Raw genomic sequence first — 15,165 nt, 5'->3', positions numbered from 1 at the left:
GGGGCGACATACAATGGTTCTCAAGACAGGCGCGGGCGTGCTCGCGGACAGACGTCGGCTTCCCACGGCAGTACGGGCAGTGCTGGGATACTACGCGGACACCGGTGTGTTCGACGCCGGCAGCCTCTCGTTGAAGTCTGAGATCGACGATCGGACAGAGTCGATGGTCGACGATGTCACTGACCGCATCGAGGATGCCCTCGAAGACGAGTTCGGCCGTCCGGTCGAGTTCTCCTATGACACGAAGCTCATCCTGCCTGCACAGCTGACGCTCGGCTACGTCTACCGCAACGCCCGTCAGCAGGCACCCGGTGACCCCGTTATCGATACTATCGCCGACGGCGTCCCGACGGTCGACGAGACGGCACTGGAAAAGGGGCCTGCACAGGACCTCGCACCCCGCGAGATGGTCGTCCGCGCCGAGCAGATGACTCGCCTCTCCATCGAGGCACTCATCGATGGCGACATGCGCGACGCCATCAACGACGACGAGTTCGAAGATTTCGAGGTCGACTTTGACGTGAGCGAAGCTGACCGTCGTCGCGTCGCCGAGGTCGCCCAGTCCGCGCTGCAGTCCCATCTCGACGGCCTGTTGGAGGACATGCCGCCTGTTGTCGAGAACGCCTATCAGTGGGCTGTCGACTACAGCGAGGCTCATCAGGACCGCGACGACTACTTCCGGGAGCTGATGACCGCGGCCGAGGACGGCGACGCCGATGCCCTGACCGATATCCGCGAGGCGTACAAGTTCGCCGAGTACGACGAGGAGCCGGCGACCCTCACCGAGACAGAGAAGGAACTCCCCTACAGCAAGACCCAGTACGCTCGCGTGGGCGTCCTCTACGACGGAATGCTTGATCTCTACCGACTCGCTGGCCTCGACATCGACGACGAGTTCGCGAAGGCCATCGTCCTCGCCATCATCGGCGCACAGGTGTGGCTCGACGACGTGGACGACTACGAGGACGACCGCGCGGAGGGACAACTGACGCCCGTCACCGCCGAGTACCTGCTCGCGCCCGACGACGAAGCCGCCTATCGGCGCGTCGTCGACGTGACCGAACAGTACCTCGATCTCGCGAAGTCCTACGCCACGGCCGCCGACTCGCCGCTGACCGGCGTCGCTGTCGAGTACATCTACCGCTCCGGCGACCCGGATGTCCTGCCCGGGAAGCCTGAGTAGGCGCACGAGCGACACCAACTCGACCCAAGCGCCAGAATTTATATCCCACCGCCCGCACTGGAATCTGAATGCTTCACTCGCGGGTGGGCAGGGTTACAGCTATCGCTGGACTGTTGGCCGTGTTATTCGTACTCATGATCGGACTAGGGACGATTACACCCACGCCAGCGATGGGCGACTACCCCGGTGGAAACTCGTTGGCTCAGCATCCGGATAGCTACGTCGGCGAGTCCGTCCAGGTGACCGGCACTGTCATCGGAACGGAGCCAGTCGAGACCACCGTCGGGTACGAGTACGCTGCCAACGGGGAGTACCACAGCGGCACATTCACAATTACGGTCCGGAACGTCGGCACAGCCGTCACTGAAGGCGAATCGCTGCAGGTGTACGGAACGCTCGGTCCGGAGCTGACTGTCACCGCGGAGAACAGCGTGAGCGTGCCGGCGCGGAACTACGCTGCGATGTATCTCGTTTCTGCCCTCGCTGGCTTTTGGACCCTCGGGCGACTGGTCTGTGGCTGGCGGCTGGACTGGCAGACAGGAGCACTGTGTCGGCGAGAGGAGCCACTCAGGCCGATACAGGCGCTCCGTACAAGAATGCAGGAGGTGCGTGCCTGATGCCGGACCTGCTCTCGCATGCCTTCATCGCGTTCACCGTCTGTACTCTCCTCTCACTCAGGTATGACTGGCTCACCGGCGAGTACGTCACTGTGGGGATGGCCGGTGCGTTCATCCCGGATATGGCGAAGATCAAGATTCTTGTGGACGCTGCGGCCGTCGAGGCGGCGCTGGATCTCCCGTTCGACTGGCTTGGCGTCCACACGCTCGGCGGCGCGTTCGTCGCCGTCCTCGTAGGGACGGTCATCGTGAACCGCTCAGACCGACGGCGCGTGTTCGGCCTGCTGTCGCTCGGGGCGGCCAGCCACCTGTTTGCCGATGCACTTCTGCTGAAGGCCTCTGGGCGGTCGTACGAAGTACTGTGGCCACTGACACAGTACCACCCGCCGACCCCGGGGCTGTACCTGAGTACGGATATCTGGCTCACGGGCGTCACCGGAACCGTCGCGGTGGCAGCGTGGCTGTTCGCGTCCCGGTCGTGATTATACGGAGACCACTTGCCAGTCTCGCGACCATACTCCCCGGGATGACAACTGTATTACTATTGTACATCTAACCAGTTCGCATGGCACTCAGTGCCCGGAACAACCTCAGCGGGACGATTCGTTCAGTGACGATGGATGAAGTGATGGCCGAGGTGGTCATCGAACTGGACGGCGGCGAGACGGTCACGTCGACGATCACACGCGGGTCCGCGGACCGGCTCGACCTCGCAGAAGGCGACGAGGTGTCGGCAGTCATCAAGGCCAGCGAAGTGATGGTCAACAAGGACTGAAAACGGCGTCAGCAACGCTCTCGAACCGACTAGCGCTTCCCCAGCGCCGTCTCGAACACGCGCTGTGCCCGCTCGTAGGCGGCGTTCCGGTCGACGATTGGGTGGTAGTAGTTTGGGGCCAGGTCCTCGCGTTCGCCGTCCGAGAGCGTCGGCCAGTCGACGATTTTGTTCGCCGGAACGTCACGAAGTTCCGGCACGTACTCCGTAACGTAGTCCGCCCCGCTGTCGTACTTGCTCATCTGTGCGACCGGGTCGAAGATTCGCACGTCCACGGAGTCGGTCCCGGTCGAGGCCGTCCACTGCCAGCTGGCGGCGTTGTTAGCCGGGTCGTGGTCGACCAGTCGCTTCCGGAAGTGCCGCGCCCCCTCACGCCAGTCAACGAGGAGGTGTTTCGTGAGGAATGACGCGACGTTCTGGCGCGGCCGGTTGTGGATGTACCCCTCCCGTTCCAGCTGGCGCATCCCGGCGTCGATGAACGGATACCCCGTCTCGCCGCGCTTCCATGCCTCGAAGTTGTCCTCGTCGTTTTCCCACTCGATGCGGTTCGGGAACGACTTGTAGTTCTCCGACAGCAGCGTCGGGTTGTGGTACAGCAGGTGATAGCTCTGTTCGCGCCACGAAAGCTCGTAGCGGTACTTCTGGATGTTCCGCTGGGCGTCACCGGTGGCTTCCGTATGTCGGTCGGACGCGTCCCGCCACATCTCGCGGATGCCGATCATCCCCGCCGCGAGGTACGGCGACATACGCGAGACAGCGCTGCTCGGCCGCTCGACAGCAGCCCGCATATCATCCCGAGTGTCGTTGTACGTCTCGATGCCGCCGGTGAGGAAGTCGTCATACCGCTGCCGTGCGCCCTCGTAGCCGGGCGTCGGCAAGTCGATATCCGTCTTGATGCTCGGGGCCGTCGTCGAGTCCGACACGTCGACGAGCGAGTCGCCTTCCGGACGTCCTACCGGCGGTAGCTTGTGGTGGGCCTGCCAGTCGTCGTAGAAGCGACTGTGGTTCTGGTACCGGCTATCGAGCCCCGCCGGGTCGACGAGCACGAGGTCTGTCAGCGATTTCGTCGGGAGTTCCCCGTCCACGCGGCGCTGTCGGTTCCGCCGTGCAGGCCGGTAGTGTTCGTTGTAGTACACCCGGTCGGCATCGTACTCGTCAACGACATCTGAGAGCACCTCGACGGCGCTTCCCTTCCTGACAAGTAGATACCCGCCGTGGTCCCGATACGCCTGTTTCAGCGCTCGGACGCCGGCCAGCAGGAAGGCTCGCTGCCGCTTCCCGACCTTCGACAGCAGGTCTGTGTCGAGAACATACACCGGCAGTACTTCCTCGTCTGCGGCGGCGGCAGTCAGTCCGCGGTTATCCGGTATCCGGAGGTCCCGCTGGTGCCAGAAGACGTGCATACCTGTTGTTAGGGATGCCCGCATATGGGTCCAAACCCGATTCTATTGTGTAGGCGTCGGTCCCAAAGCCAATGTGCTGTCGCCGGGTGGTCAGCGAGTCAAAAATCACAGTGGTCAGCATACGGCGGCCGCAGGCCGCCGTTTCACCGGAATCGAGGCCGATCCTCGATTCCGGCCTTTTTCGCCCACGTTTTTCGAGGAGCCTTCCCACAGCGCGCTCTGTGATCGCGCGAGGAAAGGCGACGCTGAAAAAGGTGGTCTAGTAGAACTCGCGGACGAGGTCCATCGCGCCCTCGGGCGCACCGTCCGGAATCTCGGCCATCGAGCCCTCGACGCCCTCACGCTCCTCGAAGGGAACGGAGTCCTCGTCCTGATATAGGACACCCATGTACTCCTTCTCGCTTTCGAGGATCTTGTCCTTGGCCTGGTCGCGGTCCGACGGGTCGTGGTCGGTCTCGTCGAGGTCCACGATGGCGTCGCGGAAGTAGTCGTAGGTGTCCACGTCGTTGAACGTCACACACGGCGAGTAGACGTTCACGAAGCCGAACCCGTCGTGTTCGACGGCCTTCTGGACGATTTCGGCGTGTCGCTGCGCGTTCGAGGAGAACGACTGCGCGATGAACGTCGCACCGGAGGCCAGCGCCAGCGCCTTCGGGTTGACCGGCGGCTGGTTCGGTCCGTCGGGCGAAGTCGAGGTCTCGAAGTCCTCGCGCGAGGTCGGTGAGGCCTGCCCCTTCGTTAGCCCGTAGATGCGGTTGTCCATCACGACGTAGCTCATGTCGACGTTCCGGCGAACGGCGTGGATGAAGTGGCCGGCACCGATGGAGTAGCCGTCGCCGTCGCCGCCCGAGACCATCACTTCGAGGTCCGGGTTGGCCATCTTCACGCCGATGCCCACCGGCAGGGCGCGGCCGTGAACGCCGTGAAGCGCGTAGCTGTGCATATACGTCCCGATCTTGCCGGAACAGCCGATACCGGCGACGATGAAGGTGTTGTCGGGGTCGTTGCCCGTCTCTGCCAGTGCCTTCATCATGCCGTTCATCGTCCCGAAGTCACCGCAGCCGGGACACCAGGTCGGTTGCTTGTCGGATTTGAAGTCTGTGAAGCGAACGTCGGAACTCATTGTGTTGCCTCCGCGGGTGTGTCAAGCGTTTGCTTGATCTCGGTCGCCAGTTCGTCTGCTTTGAACCGCACGCCGTTGTACTTGTTGATTCGCTGTACCCGTTCGAGGACGTCGTGCTCGATGACGTCCGCGAACTGGCCAGTGGCGTTACACTCGACGACGATGACGTCCTCTGCGGCTTCGATCTCTTCGGAGAGGTCCGGCCGCGGGAAGATGTACGGCACCGAGAGGAACCGCACATCGTAGCCGTCCTCCTCCAGCAGCGTCAGTCCCTCACGCAGAGCCCCTTCGTTGGAGCCCCAAGAGATGACGAGCGTGTCGGCGTCGGGGTCGCCGAACTCGCGGTAGTCGAAGTCCTCCTGCTCGCGGGCGGTCTCGACTTTCCGCTGGCGCTTGTCGACCTGCTCGATACGCACGTCCGTGTCTTCGGTCCGGCGACCGAGTTCGTCGTGTTCGAGGCCGGTCGTCATGTGTGCGCCGTCGGTCGTGCCGGGGAATGCACGCGGCGAGACCCCGTCGGCGGCCGCAAAGTGGGCCTGGAAGCGGCCCTTCTCGTCCAGCCAGGTGTCGATTTCGTTCTCGTCGACGACCTTCCCGCGGTCGATTTCGACCTCGTCCATGTCGAAGGTCTCTGGCGAGAAGGTCTGTTCCGTCACGGCCATCGCGAGGTCCGAGACGAGGAAGACCGGGGTCTGGTACTTCTCGGCGAGGTTGAACGCCTCGACGGTCTTCCAGAAGCACTCCGAGACGGTCGTCGGCGCGACGACGAACCGCGGAATCTCGCCGTGGCCGCCGTACAGCGTCATGTTGAGGTCGCCCTGTTCCTGCTTGGTCGGCATCCCGGTCGAGGGACCGGAACGCATCACGTCACAGATGACCAGCGGCGTCTCGCTGGTGGCGACCAGCCCGAACGTCTCGGTCATCAGGTCGATACCCGGACCGGACGTTGCGGTCATGGCTCGGGCACCGGCGCGGGCCGCGCCCAGTGCCATATTGATGGCCGAGAGTTCGTCCTCGGCCTGAACGACCTTGCCGCCGAACTGGTCGACGCGGCCAGTCATGTACTCCATCACGTCCGTCGCCGGTGTGATGGGGTAGCCGGCGTAGAAGCGACAGCCGGCGGCGATAGCGCCCATGCCGATGGCTTCGTCGCCGTTGAGGAGCACGTAGTCCTCGTCGGTGGTCTCCATGTCGTAGTCGAACTCGCCGTACTCCTCCTGGACGTAGTGCTGGCCCTTCCGGGCGGCCTCCTTGTTGTTCTCGACGATGGCCTCGCCCTTGTCGCCGAAGCGCTTTTCCAGGCTTTCGTCGAGGTTCTCGATGGGGAAGCCGGTGACCTCACACGCCGCGCCCAGCGCAACGACGTTGAGCATGATGGCCCCGCCCGCGTCCTCGGCGAGCCGTTTCAGCGGTACTTCGAGTGCCGTCGCGTCGCCGGGAACCTCCACGTCCTGCATCGTCGAGCGCTCACCGTCGTAGATGATGACGGAGTCCTCGTGGAGTTCGTCCTCGTTCTCGTGGATGGTGCGCTCGGTGAGTGCAATCAGGATGTCGAGGCGGTCAACGACACTCTCGACGCGGTCGACTGACGTCCGTACCTTGTAGGCAGTGTACCCGCCACGGATGCGGGAGGCGAAGTCCTTTGAGGTGAAGACGTGTCGACCAGCCCGGGAGAGTGCCTGCGCGAAAATCTTCCCGGTGGAGTCGATTCCATCGCCGGCTTCGCCGCCGATGGCCCAGTTCAGGTCCTCTGGCATTATATCCCTCGGGTAGCCAGCGTGGTAGGAAAAGCCTTCCGTAACCGCCCGCGCGCGCACTACTCGCATTCGAGTGAATACCGGTGTAGTTTCGAGCGGATACCGGCATAATACACCGTATGTGGGAAAACACCGGCAATCGATGCCGACGAACGTGAAACTCCGCGACCGTAACCCCCTTGCCCGGTCACGGTAACTCCCGAGTATGGATGAACGAGTCCTCGACGTGGTTGCCGTCCGGGATGTCGGACCGGATACCGTGGCGATCGACTTCGAGACACCGGACGCCTTCGACGCACAGCCAGGTCAGTTCGTCAAGCTGACCCTGCCCGTTGAGGGGGAGGACGTCTCGCGGTTCTACACGATCTCCTCGCCGACAGTCGAAGGGGCGTTCGAGATCACTGTCGGTATCGACCCCGACGGCGAACTAGCCCCCCAGCTCGGCGCGCTCGAAGCGGGCGACGGTGTCCGCATTGCCGGGCCGTTCGGGTCAGATTACTACGAAGGGGAGAGTCGCGCTGTCGTTCTCGCCGGGGGTTCCGGTGTCGGTCCGGCCGTCGGTATCGCCGAGCGCGCGCTGGACGACGGTAACGAGGCCGCAGTCGTGTATCAGGACGATGCACCGGTCCACGAGGAGCGGCTGGACGCGCTCGCCGAGGCCGGAGCGCTCGTCACGGTCATCGGCAGCGAGGAGTCCCTGGCCGAGCCAGTCGCCGACGCCGTCGAGGACGGCGGGCAGGTGTTCATTTACGGCTTCGCGGACTTCCTCGACGCCGCCACGGAAGCGCTGGAAGCTGCTGGGGTCAACACTGACGACGCGAAGGTCGAAAACTTCGGATAGTTAGTCGAGCGCCGTTCGGTGCTGTCTTACCGGCTGGCCGTCCCTACGATAGGCCGCTGGTAGCGGCGTTATTGCTCCTCACCGGCGTCCGACGCTCGAACAGTCATCACCGGCACCGGCGAGGTTCGGACCAGCTTTTCGGCAACGCTGCCCAGTAGGTAGCGGTCGATGCCGGTACGGCCGTGAGTTCCGATGACGACGAGGTCGGCATCAGCTTCCTCAATAGCGTCGAGGATAGCCCGATACGGGACGCCGTGCGCGATAGCTGTCTCGACGGTTTCGACCCCCATCTCGGAGAGTCGGTCGGACGTATTCTCGACTGCATCCGTCGCGACTGACTCCAGCTCGTCGACGATAACGCCCGATCCGACATCGACACCGAGCGACCGCGTGTCAACGACCGAAACGAGATGGACGGTGGCATCTGTTACGCTTGCGAGCGCGCCCGTCGGTTCAATCGCTGCCTCTGCGCCGCTACTGCCGTCGGTTGGGAGCAGAATATCGTCGAACGAAACGGTTCCCGGCTCCGCGTCGGCTTTGACCGAGAGGACTGGCACGTCGGCGAGACGGACGACCTTTTCGGTAACGCTGCCCAGGAGGAACCGCCGGACGCCAGTTCGACCATGGGTCCCCATGACGATGAGATCGATGTCGGTCTCGTCGGCGTAGTCGAGAACCGCGTCATGGACAACTCCCTCGCGGACCGCGGCGGTGACGGACAGGTCCTCGGTGTCGACGTGGTCGGCCTGGGATTCTATGAAGGCCGCTGCTGGGGAGTCGCCGTCGTAATCCCAGTCGTCCGTGGGTCCGTGCTCGTCAACGACCGAAAGGACGTGAACGGTGGCGTCGTGTGTTCTTGCGAGCGTCGCGGCGGCCTCAAACGCGCGCTCGGAACCGGGGCTGCCGTCGGTCGGAACGAGTATTCGGTCGAACATCGGGTGTCGCTATTCACCGCCGTCGGTGATAAAGTATCGTGGCGGATGGAGGAACTGGCCAGGAGACGGCGACGGTGGTGCCACAAGAACAGAACAAAGCCTATAACAATCGGATGCCAACTTCTCCCATGCGCGAGGCAAGTCGGACGACGCGCCAGCGCATCGCTGACCAACTACGCGACGAAGCGATGGCCGCCGGGACAATCGCGAACGAGTTCGAGATACAGACCAGCGACGCGCTCACACACGTAGAGCATATCTCGAAATCTCTGGAATCGACCGACGAACAGCTTCTCGTCGCGCCGCCCGAGTGCGAGGAGTGCGGCTTCACGGACTTCGACGACCTGACGAACCGACCGAGCCGGTGTCCGGAGTGCAAATGCGAGGCCGTCTCGGAGCCGGCGTACCGGATCAGCTGATACAGGACCGACTCCCAGCGGCACCGGTTCTGTGCGTTCAGTTCCCGGAGAAGCCGATGCGACCGCGCGATGAAAGGTCGTGGTCGCCCGACGGTCCCTGATTTTCGAATTCGTAGCGCTCGTCGGTCAGATAGACGTCACCGTCCTCGGTGGTGATAGCGACTTCCTCCAGAACCGCCCCTTCGCAGGGACCGTAGCTACACAGTCCCGAATCGGATGCAAACGTCGCCCCGTGTTTCTCACACACCAGTTCCCCGTTGCGGATCGTCGCTCCACTACCCTTGTCCAATCGGACATCCGTCCAGTGGGGACAGTAGTTCTCGAACGCGACGACTGCATCTGACAACTCGACAATAATCGCTTCCTTGGTGTCGAACCCGTCGCGAACAGTGAACAGAAAGGTTCCGTCATCAGGTACCTCGTCCAGTGCGACGATACGGCTGTCCTCGTCCATACTACGCATCCGTAAGGATGTAAGCCGTTTCAAACCGCCGGTCACGGCGAGTAGCGCGGAACGTAGCTCCGCAGACCTTGTGGTGGGAATCAAGTCGCCAAAGCCGTGAACGGCCACCAAGCGGGTCCCGGATGCGAACCACTCGTCGGGATTCTGATGTCCACTGGCACGTCGGGATTCTGAGTTGCGTCTCGCTATTGGCGGTGTGGAGCGCGAAGACGTGGTGTGAACGAGCCGCCTCGATACAGAGCGAGTTTGCAATTAAGCAATCAAATAAGAAATACGTTCCCAACGCTGTATATATCGAGAGTCAGAAGTGGGTATAGATAGCGGCTCTGTCGACGATTCTTTCCCTGATTAGCATTCAGGTTCTCTCGAACTCTGACACATAATTCTACTATTACTACCGACTATTTATTGTGATGTAGTGTTTCATCATTCTTTGCAGATGTGCATGGTAAATAACATGAGACACACCTTCGATTCCAGATGAACAGAACCCAAATAACCGGCAGTGGCCGAGCGTCTCGGCGAACTGTGCTGAAAGGGATTGGCGCGCTCGGTGCTGCAGTATTCGGCACCGCCACATCGGTCAGCAGTAGCGCCGCCGTCGGTGATAGCGCGGTGTACCAGTACTACCACACAGACTGGACAGAAGTCACAGCGACACTGGAAACAGTTGCACAACAGGGCTACGATGCAATTCAGGTTCCACCGGCCCATCGGAGCCGCCTCGATCGGAGCCATCAAAACGGTGTCACCGACCCACCGCTGGGGTACCAGCCCGTCGACCTGACGGATTTCAACAGCGTGTTCGGCACAGAGGCCGAGTACGAGGCGATGGTTCAGGAGGCCCACAATCAGGGCCTCGACGTCGTCGCCGACGCAGTCATCAACCACATGGCTGCAAATGACGACTTCCGGGACGCGCCGGGCATTACGTTCGAGGACCTCCCCCGGTTCAGCGAACGCGACTTCCACCCGAAAGACGACATTAACTACGACGATCCAGAGTCGGTCGAGGACGACTGGCTCGTCGGGCTGAAAGACCTGAAACAGCAGTCCGAATACGTCCGCGGCGAGTTACAGAACTATGTCCAGAAGTACGCGGACCTCGGTGTCGACGGCATTCGCTGGGACGCCGCCAAACACGTCCCCGAGTCGTTTTTCGCCGACTACGCGAACCAGTGGGCCGACGACCTCGATCTCTGGACAGTGGGTGAGGTGCTCGACGGCGATGTCAGCGTCTGCCAGGGGTACGCCGACACGGGGATGTCCGTCACTGACTACCCACTCTATTACACGATGAAAGAGGAGACATTCCACAGCGGCGGCGATATGCAGGCGCTCGACGGCGCCGGCATGGTGAATCAGTCGCCGTTCCAGGCGTTCACGTTCGTTTCAAACCACGACAGCGGGCCGCCGGACTACGAGAAACTCGCGTACGCCTACATCCTCACATACGAGGGGTATCCACGGGTGTACAGCAACCGTATCAGTGTCGACGACGACGACATCCGGAACCTCCTCTGGATCCGGAACAACCTCGCAAGCGGCGACGCTCAGACCCGTCACGTCGATCAGGACCTGTACGTCTACGAGCGCAAAGGGAACCTCCTCGTCGGCCTGAACCGTGCGAGCGGCCAGCGGAGCAAGTGGGTCCCCACAAGCTGGACGAACCAGGCACTCAACGATTACAGCGGCAACGCGGGCAATATCTCGACCAACGGTGACAGCTGGGTCCAGATCACCGTTCCCGCAACAAGTTGGGTCTGCTACGCACCCGAGTAGGCCGCGGACGCGGGCACCAGCCAGCTAGCACGCCAGCGATCCACGCTGGCTTGCTTTTTACCCCCTTCAGTGCAATCAGTACTGTTGCTCCTCAATGCGCTCGTCGAACAGCCGCTGGAGGAGCTTCGTCATCGGCCCGCTCCCGACGGAGATGCCGTCAACGGTCTCGATCGGCCGGATCTCCCACGTCGAGTTTGTGAGAAACGCCTCGTCGGCGTCGCGCAGGGCATCGAGCGAGTAGTGGCCCGTCTCGACGGGGAAGTCCTCGCCGCGAGCGATGTCCATCACCACGTCACGGGTGACCCCCGGTAGCAGATCGAGGTCCGTACTCGGCGTCCGGAGACCGTTGTCCGTGACGAAAAAGAGGTTGCTCGTCGCCCCTTCGGCCAGATTTCCGTCCACGTCCCGGATGAGACACTCGTCGGCGGGCTCGCCGCCAGCGGCGGCTTTCCGGAGTTCGAGTCGGCCGAGAATCCCGTTGAGATAATTGTGCGTCTTCGCATCCGCCGGGACGGCCTCGCTAGGAATCCGCCGGGTCCTGACCGTCTGGACCGACGCCGGTTCGTCCCAGACGCGCTCACCCTCTAAACCGCCCCGTTGCAGTCCCTTGCATATGACGACGACAGTCGGGTCGACGTCGCTCCCCGGCGTGAGCTTTCCGGGCTGGACGCCCCGCGTGACAGATAGCCGGACGTACGCCTCCTCCAAGTCGTTAGCCGCTAGCGTCTCGTCAACGCGCTCCCGGAGATCACCGGGCACGGCGTCGGCGAAGCCCAGTGTCTCGGCCGTCCGCTGGAGACGGTCGCGGTGGGCGTCCCACCGGAACGGCTCGCCGCCGTAGGCCCGAAGCGTCTCGAACGCCGCGTCGCCGTACATGAACCCGCGGTCGCGCACCGACACCGTTGCCTCGTCCTCGGGGACGAGCGTCCCGTTTACGTGGTATTGCATAGCAGGCAGAAGTTCTCGATCATGGTCTTGCCGTGGTCAGTCAGGATGCTTTCGGGATGGAACTGCACGCCGATGTGCGGGCGGTCGTTGTGGCGGACGCCCATGACGACCTGCGACTCGTCCGTGCCGTCGGCGGTGGCAGCGTCGTCCGAATCAGATGCCATAGCGGTCCCAGCAGTATCGCCGTCACTGACGGTGTACGCTGTCTCGGTCAACACGTCGGGGAGGTGCTCGCGGTCGACCGCAAGCGAGTGGTACCGGCCGACGTCGAACGGGTCCGGGATGTCTTCGAACACGCCTGTGCCGTCGTGGGTAACCGACGAAGATTTACCGTGGACGACCGCCTCGGCGTGGCCGACGGGTGCGCCGTTGGCCGCACACAGTGCCTGATGGCCGAGACAGACTCCCAGCGTCGGGTACTCCAACTCTTCGAATATAGGCATCGAGACGCCCGCCTCCTCGGGCGTCCCCGGCCCCGGCGAGACGACGATGCCGTCGGGGTCCATCTCTCGGATGTCCTCGATATCGATGGCGTCGTTGCGCCGCACAACTACGTCGTCCTCAGTCCCGCCGAGGCGGAGGACCACCTCACCGACGTACTGGACGAGGTTGTACGCGAACGAATCGTAGTTGTCGACGACCAGCACGGTCGGCGCCAGTGAATCTGTTTCCGGACCGCCCGCGGCGTCGGTGCCGCTATCGCCGCTACCACCGCTGTCAAAATGACCGCTCATCCCTCGCCCTCCATCGACAGGTCGACGCGCCGCCCCAGCGCCTCGTCGACGGCGTTGACGAGCGCGCGGCCCTTGTCCAGCGTCTCCTGATACTCGCTGTCGGGGTCCGAATCGTGGACCACGCCGGCACCGACGCGGAGGTGGTACTCCTCGGCGTACCGGACCAGGGTCCTGATGACAATGTTCAGCGTCGCTCTGCCGTCGAAGCCGAACAGGCCGATAGAGCCGGTGTATGGTCCCCGCCGGGTAGCCTCCACCTCGTCGATAATCTCCATCGTCCGGGGCTTGGGCGCACCGGTGATGGTGCCGCCGGGGAACACCGCGGCGATGGCGTCCTGCAGGGACGCGCCGTCGCGGAGTCGGCCCTCGACGACCGAGACGAGGTGCATCACCTCTGAGTAGCGGTCGACGCGGCGGTAGTCCGACACCTCGACGCTCCCGAATTTACTCACTTTCCCCAGGTCGTTGCGCTCCAGATCGACGAGCATCGCGTGTTCGGCCCGCTCCTTCTCGTCGTCGAGCAGGTCCGTTTCCAGTCGGTCGTCGGCATCGGGCGTCTCGCCACGCGGCCTGGTACCGGCGATGGGTTCGGTCTCGATCCGATCACCGTCGCGGTGCAGGAGGAGTTCCGGGCTGGCGCTGACGAGGTCGACGCCGGGGAACTCAAGCAGGGCCGAGTACGGTGCGGGATTCACAGTTCGAAGTGCGTCGAAGGCCTCGACCGGGTGGACTGCGGCGGGTGCGCGCAGGCGTTGCGAGACGTTCGCCTGGAACGTGTCGCCGTCGCGGATGTACTGCTTGACTGTCCGGACGCGGTCGGCGAAGGCCCCGCGCGTGCAGTCGCTCTCGAAGGTCGCTTCGTCGGCTTCGACCGGCGGGTCCTCGACTGCAGGATCGCCCTGCATGGCCGCCCGAGCCAGATCCAGCGCGTGTTGCTTGCCGAACTCGTAGGCCAGTTCTGGCGTCTCAAAGTCGCCGACCCGCGGGCAAGCCGTCACGCGCAGCGTCACCGACTCACCGCGTGGCTCTTCCCAGGCGGCGAAGCGGTCGTAGCGAGCTATCTGGAGGTTCGGGAGCGCGCGGTCGGCGTCGGCGCTGTCGGGCAGTGACTCCAGTTCCCGTGCCACGTCGTAGGAGAGCCAGCCGACGGCTCCGCACGGATACGGCACGTCGCAGTCACCGCGGACCAGTCGTTCGTCATCGAGAAACTCGGTCAGCGCGGCGAGGGTCCCGCCTGCTCTCGGATCGACCTCGCGGAAGTCCGCCGGAGCGGTCCCGAAGTAGCCCCACCCAGACTGGCCGCCGGTCGTCGCCAGATACACACCGCCAGTCTCGTCGCGCGCCCGGCGATAAGCGAGAAACGGGTCATCGACGTCCACTCGAACCTCGACAGGGACGCGCGCTTCTGAGGGCGCATCGGCTGCGAGGTCGGTGAACGTTGTCCGGTCGGTTTCGACCGATTGCATTACCGAACAAAAACAGTGCGGCGACTAATTCCCTTGCGGTTCGGCGCACAAAGACGGAACGTCAACGGTCTCAGAAGTCTTCGGCCCGCTCGATCCAGCCCGAAACACGGCTCTCGGAGAGGTCAGTGTCTGCGGCGATGTCTGCTGCATCCGCGACGGCCAGCTCGCCCACCGTCTCGATACCGATATCGGCGAGTCGATCAGCGTAGGCGGGACCGATACCTTTGATGTCTGTGACAGGGGCGGTGCTCCCCTCCTCGATATCGGTCGAGTCATTGTTGGATTCGGCTGGCTCCGCATCGGCCTCGGCCGGGTCCTCGTCAGCGGTGGCCTCCGAGTCGCCGGCTTCGTCGTCGGCCACCGTTTCTGTCTCGGAGTTCATAGAAGAATCATCGGCCGAAGATGTCGATTCGTCATCAGTAGTGGTCGGTGACGCGGCAGTCTCCGACTCGTTCGTGTGAGCGGGCGTCGCACTCCCATCCCCTGATTCAGTACCGTCCCCAGCCGCGGTATCGGATGTGTGGGTCTCGGTAGTCGTCGCGGTGTTCGTCCCCTTCACAGCGTCTTCGTCTTCAGTAGAGGGCTCTCGCTCGACGGTCACGTCCACGTCGCGGTTAGTTCCCGACGTGGATGACCCAGTCCCGTCAAGCCCGAGGGCGGATTTCAATTTCTGAAGCAGACCCATACATGAACGTATTTATCCCCCACACAAATCTCTTGCT

At 63.1% G+C, this 15,165-nt stretch carries 16 protein-coding genes; 7 read left to right on the top strand and 9 right to left on the bottom strand.

Features of this window, described 5'->3' with window-relative positions:
- Positions 1 to 13 precede the first annotated feature (13 nt).
- The 4 genes from IEY38_RS08155 to IEY38_RS08140 all read left to right on the top strand — a co-directional run bounded on the left by IEY38_RS08155 (position 14) and on the right by IEY38_RS08140 (position 2,575).
- Positions 14 to 1,183 (top strand): hypothetical protein, encoded by a 1,170-nt coding sequence (locus IEY38_RS08155; protein ID WP_188976882.1) that lies wholly within the window; start codon positions 14 to 16, stop codon positions 1,181 to 1,183.
- Between the two features lie 68 nt (positions 1,184 to 1,251).
- Entirely contained in the window at positions 1,252 to 1,800 is a 549-nt protein-coding gene (locus tag IEY38_RS08150) for a COG1361 family protein (RefSeq protein WP_188976880.1), read from the top strand.
- Positions 1,800 to 2,282, top strand: coding sequence for a metal-dependent hydrolase (locus IEY38_RS08145; RefSeq protein WP_188976878.1), 483 nt, complete (start codon positions 1,800 to 1,802; stop codon positions 2,280 to 2,282). Before IEY38_RS08150 ends, IEY38_RS08145 begins: the two co-directional genes overlap by 1 nt.
- An 83-nt stretch (positions 2,283 to 2,365) precedes the next feature.
- Positions 2,366 to 2,575 carry a TOBE domain-containing protein gene (locus IEY38_RS08140; RefSeq protein ID WP_188976877.1) on the top strand — a complete coding sequence of 70 codons (210 nt, stop codon included), beginning with the start codon at positions 2,366 to 2,368 and terminating at the stop codon, positions 2,573 to 2,575.
- 29 nt (positions 2,576 to 2,604) lie between these two features.
- Here the strand turns inward: IEY38_RS08140 and IEY38_RS08135 are convergent, their stop codons facing one another.
- From IEY38_RS08135 to IEY38_RS08125, 3 genes are all read right to left on the bottom strand, one after another.
- On the bottom strand, positions 2,605 to 3,975 hold the full coding sequence (locus IEY38_RS08135; protein ID WP_188977351.1) for a cryptochrome/photolyase family protein: 1,371 nt from the start codon (positions 3,973 to 3,975) through the stop codon (positions 2,605 to 2,607).
- Positions 3,976 to 4,234: 259 nt separating this feature from the next.
- Entirely contained in the window at positions 4,235 to 5,098 is an 864-nt protein-coding gene (locus IEY38_RS08130; protein WP_004517803.1) for a 2-oxoacid:ferredoxin oxidoreductase subunit beta, read from the bottom strand.
- Positions 5,095 to 6,855, bottom strand: coding sequence for a 2-oxoacid:acceptor oxidoreductase subunit alpha (locus IEY38_RS08125; RefSeq protein ID WP_188976875.1), 1,761 nt, complete (start codon positions 6,853 to 6,855; stop codon positions 5,095 to 5,097). Before IEY38_RS08125 ends, IEY38_RS08130 begins: the two co-directional genes overlap by 4 nt.
- 205 nt (positions 6,856 to 7,060) lie before the next feature.
- Between IEY38_RS08125 and IEY38_RS08120 the strand changes: the two genes are divergently transcribed.
- Positions 7,061 to 7,696 carry an FAD-dependent oxidoreductase gene (locus IEY38_RS08120; RefSeq protein ID WP_188976873.1) on the top strand — a complete coding sequence of 212 codons (636 nt, stop codon included), beginning with the start codon at positions 7,061 to 7,063 and terminating at the stop codon, positions 7,694 to 7,696.
- 68 nt (positions 7,697 to 7,764) lie between these two features.
- Here the strand turns inward: IEY38_RS08120 and IEY38_RS08115 are convergent, their stop codons facing one another.
- Positions 7,765 to 8,631: a universal stress protein gene (locus IEY38_RS08115; RefSeq protein ID WP_188976871.1), complete on the bottom strand. Its 867-nt coding sequence runs from the start codon at positions 8,629 to 8,631 to the stop codon at positions 7,765 to 7,767.
- Between the two features lie 128 nt (positions 8,632 to 8,759).
- On the opposite strand from IEY38_RS08115, the gene IEY38_RS08110 reads away from it, so the two are divergent.
- A complete protein-coding gene (locus IEY38_RS08110; protein ID WP_004592932.1) occupies positions 8,760 to 9,050 on the top strand; it encodes a transcriptional regulator in 291 nt (96 codons plus the stop codon).
- A gap of 37 nt (positions 9,051 to 9,087) precedes the next feature.
- On the opposite strand, the gene IEY38_RS08105 is transcribed toward IEY38_RS08110, so the two are convergent.
- Positions 9,088 to 9,504, bottom strand: coding sequence for a Rieske (2Fe-2S) protein (locus tag IEY38_RS08105; RefSeq protein ID WP_188976869.1), 417 nt, complete (start codon positions 9,502 to 9,504; stop codon positions 9,088 to 9,090).
- Between the two features lie 537 nt (positions 9,505 to 10,041).
- On the opposite strand from IEY38_RS08105, the gene IEY38_RS08100 reads away from it, so the two are divergent.
- A complete protein-coding gene (locus tag IEY38_RS08100) occupies positions 10,042 to 11,295 on the top strand; it encodes an alpha-amylase domain-containing protein (protein WP_229775248.1) in 1,254 nt (417 codons plus the stop codon).
- A 75-nt stretch (positions 11,296 to 11,370) separates the two neighbouring features.
- Here the strand turns inward: IEY38_RS08100 and IEY38_RS08095 are convergent, their stop codons facing one another.
- From IEY38_RS08095 to IEY38_RS08080, 4 genes are all read right to left on the bottom strand, one after another.
- Positions 11,371 to 12,243, bottom strand: coding sequence for an aminotransferase class IV (locus tag IEY38_RS08095; RefSeq protein ID WP_188976865.1), 873 nt, complete (start codon positions 12,241 to 12,243; stop codon positions 11,371 to 11,373).
- Positions 12,228 to 12,977, bottom strand: coding sequence for an anthranilate synthase component II (locus IEY38_RS08090; RefSeq protein ID WP_188976863.1), 750 nt, complete (start codon positions 12,975 to 12,977; stop codon positions 12,228 to 12,230). Before IEY38_RS08090 ends, IEY38_RS08095 begins: the two co-directional genes overlap by 16 nt.
- Positions 12,974 to 14,443, bottom strand: coding sequence for an aminodeoxychorismate synthase, component I (pabB, locus tag IEY38_RS08085; RefSeq protein WP_188976861.1), 1,470 nt, complete (start codon positions 14,441 to 14,443; stop codon positions 12,974 to 12,976). The genes IEY38_RS08090 and pabB overlap by 4 nt, the downstream gene beginning before the upstream one ends.
- A 70-nt stretch (positions 14,444 to 14,513) precedes the next feature.
- Positions 14,514 to 15,128, bottom strand: a complete 615-nt coding sequence (locus tag IEY38_RS08080; protein ID WP_188976859.1) for a helix-hairpin-helix domain-containing protein — start codon at positions 15,126 to 15,128, stop codon at positions 14,514 to 14,516.
- Positions 15,129 to 15,165 lie beyond the last annotated feature (37 nt).

It is taken from the genome of Haloarcula sebkhae (assembly GCF_014647415.1).
Classification (GTDB): domain Archaea; phylum Halobacteriota; class Halobacteria; order Halobacteriales; family Haloarculaceae; genus Haloarcula; species Haloarcula sebkhae.
Note: the sequence above shows the minus strand (reverse complement) of the source record. Positions and strands in the feature narration are given on the sequence as shown.

Coding starts and splice junctions, on each gene's coding strand:
- IEY38_RS08155 (WP_188976882.1), top strand. CDS start 14: ATGGTTCTCAAGACAGGCGCGGGCGTGCTCGCGGACAGACGTCGGCTT.
- IEY38_RS08150 (WP_188976880.1), top strand. CDS start 1,252: ATGCTTCACTCGCGGGTGGGCAGGGTTACAGCTATCGCTGGACTGTTG.
- IEY38_RS08145 (WP_188976878.1), top strand. CDS start 1,800: ATGCCGGACCTGCTCTCGCATGCCTTCATCGCGTTCACCGTCTGTACT.
- IEY38_RS08140 (WP_188976877.1), top strand. CDS start 2,366: ATGGCACTCAGTGCCCGGAACAACCTCAGCGGGACGATTCGTTCAGTG.
- IEY38_RS08135 (WP_188977351.1), bottom strand. CDS start 3,975: ATGCACGTCTTCTGGCACCAGCGGGACCTCCGGATACCGGATAACCGC.
- IEY38_RS08130 (WP_004517803.1), bottom strand. CDS start 5,098: ATGAGTTCCGACGTTCGCTTCACAGACTTCAAATCCGACAAGCAACCG.
- IEY38_RS08125 (WP_188976875.1), bottom strand. CDS start 6,855: ATGCCAGAGGACCTGAACTGGGCCATCGGCGGCGAAGCCGGCGATGGA.
- IEY38_RS08120 (WP_188976873.1), top strand. CDS start 7,061: ATGGATGAACGAGTCCTCGACGTGGTTGCCGTCCGGGATGTCGGACCG.
- IEY38_RS08115 (WP_188976871.1), bottom strand. CDS start 8,631: ATGTTCGACCGAATACTCGTTCCGACCGACGGCAGCCCCGGTTCCGAG.
- IEY38_RS08110 (WP_004592932.1), top strand. CDS start 8,760: ATGCGCGAGGCAAGTCGGACGACGCGCCAGCGCATCGCTGACCAACTA.
- IEY38_RS08105 (WP_188976869.1), bottom strand. CDS start 9,504: ATGGACGAGGACAGCCGTATCGTCGCACTGGACGAGGTACCTGATGAC.
- IEY38_RS08095 (WP_188976865.1), bottom strand. CDS start 12,243: ATGCAATACCACGTAAACGGGACGCTCGTCCCCGAGGACGAGGCAACG.
- IEY38_RS08090 (WP_188976863.1), bottom strand. CDS start 12,977: ATGAGCGGTCATTTTGACAGCGGTGGTAGCGGCGATAGCGGCACCGAC.
- pabB (WP_188976861.1), bottom strand. CDS start 14,443: ATGCAATCGGTCGAAACCGACCGGACAACGTTCACCGACCTCGCAGCC.
- IEY38_RS08080 (WP_188976859.1), bottom strand. CDS start 15,128: ATGGGTCTGCTTCAGAAATTGAAATCCGCCCTCGGGCTTGACGGGACT.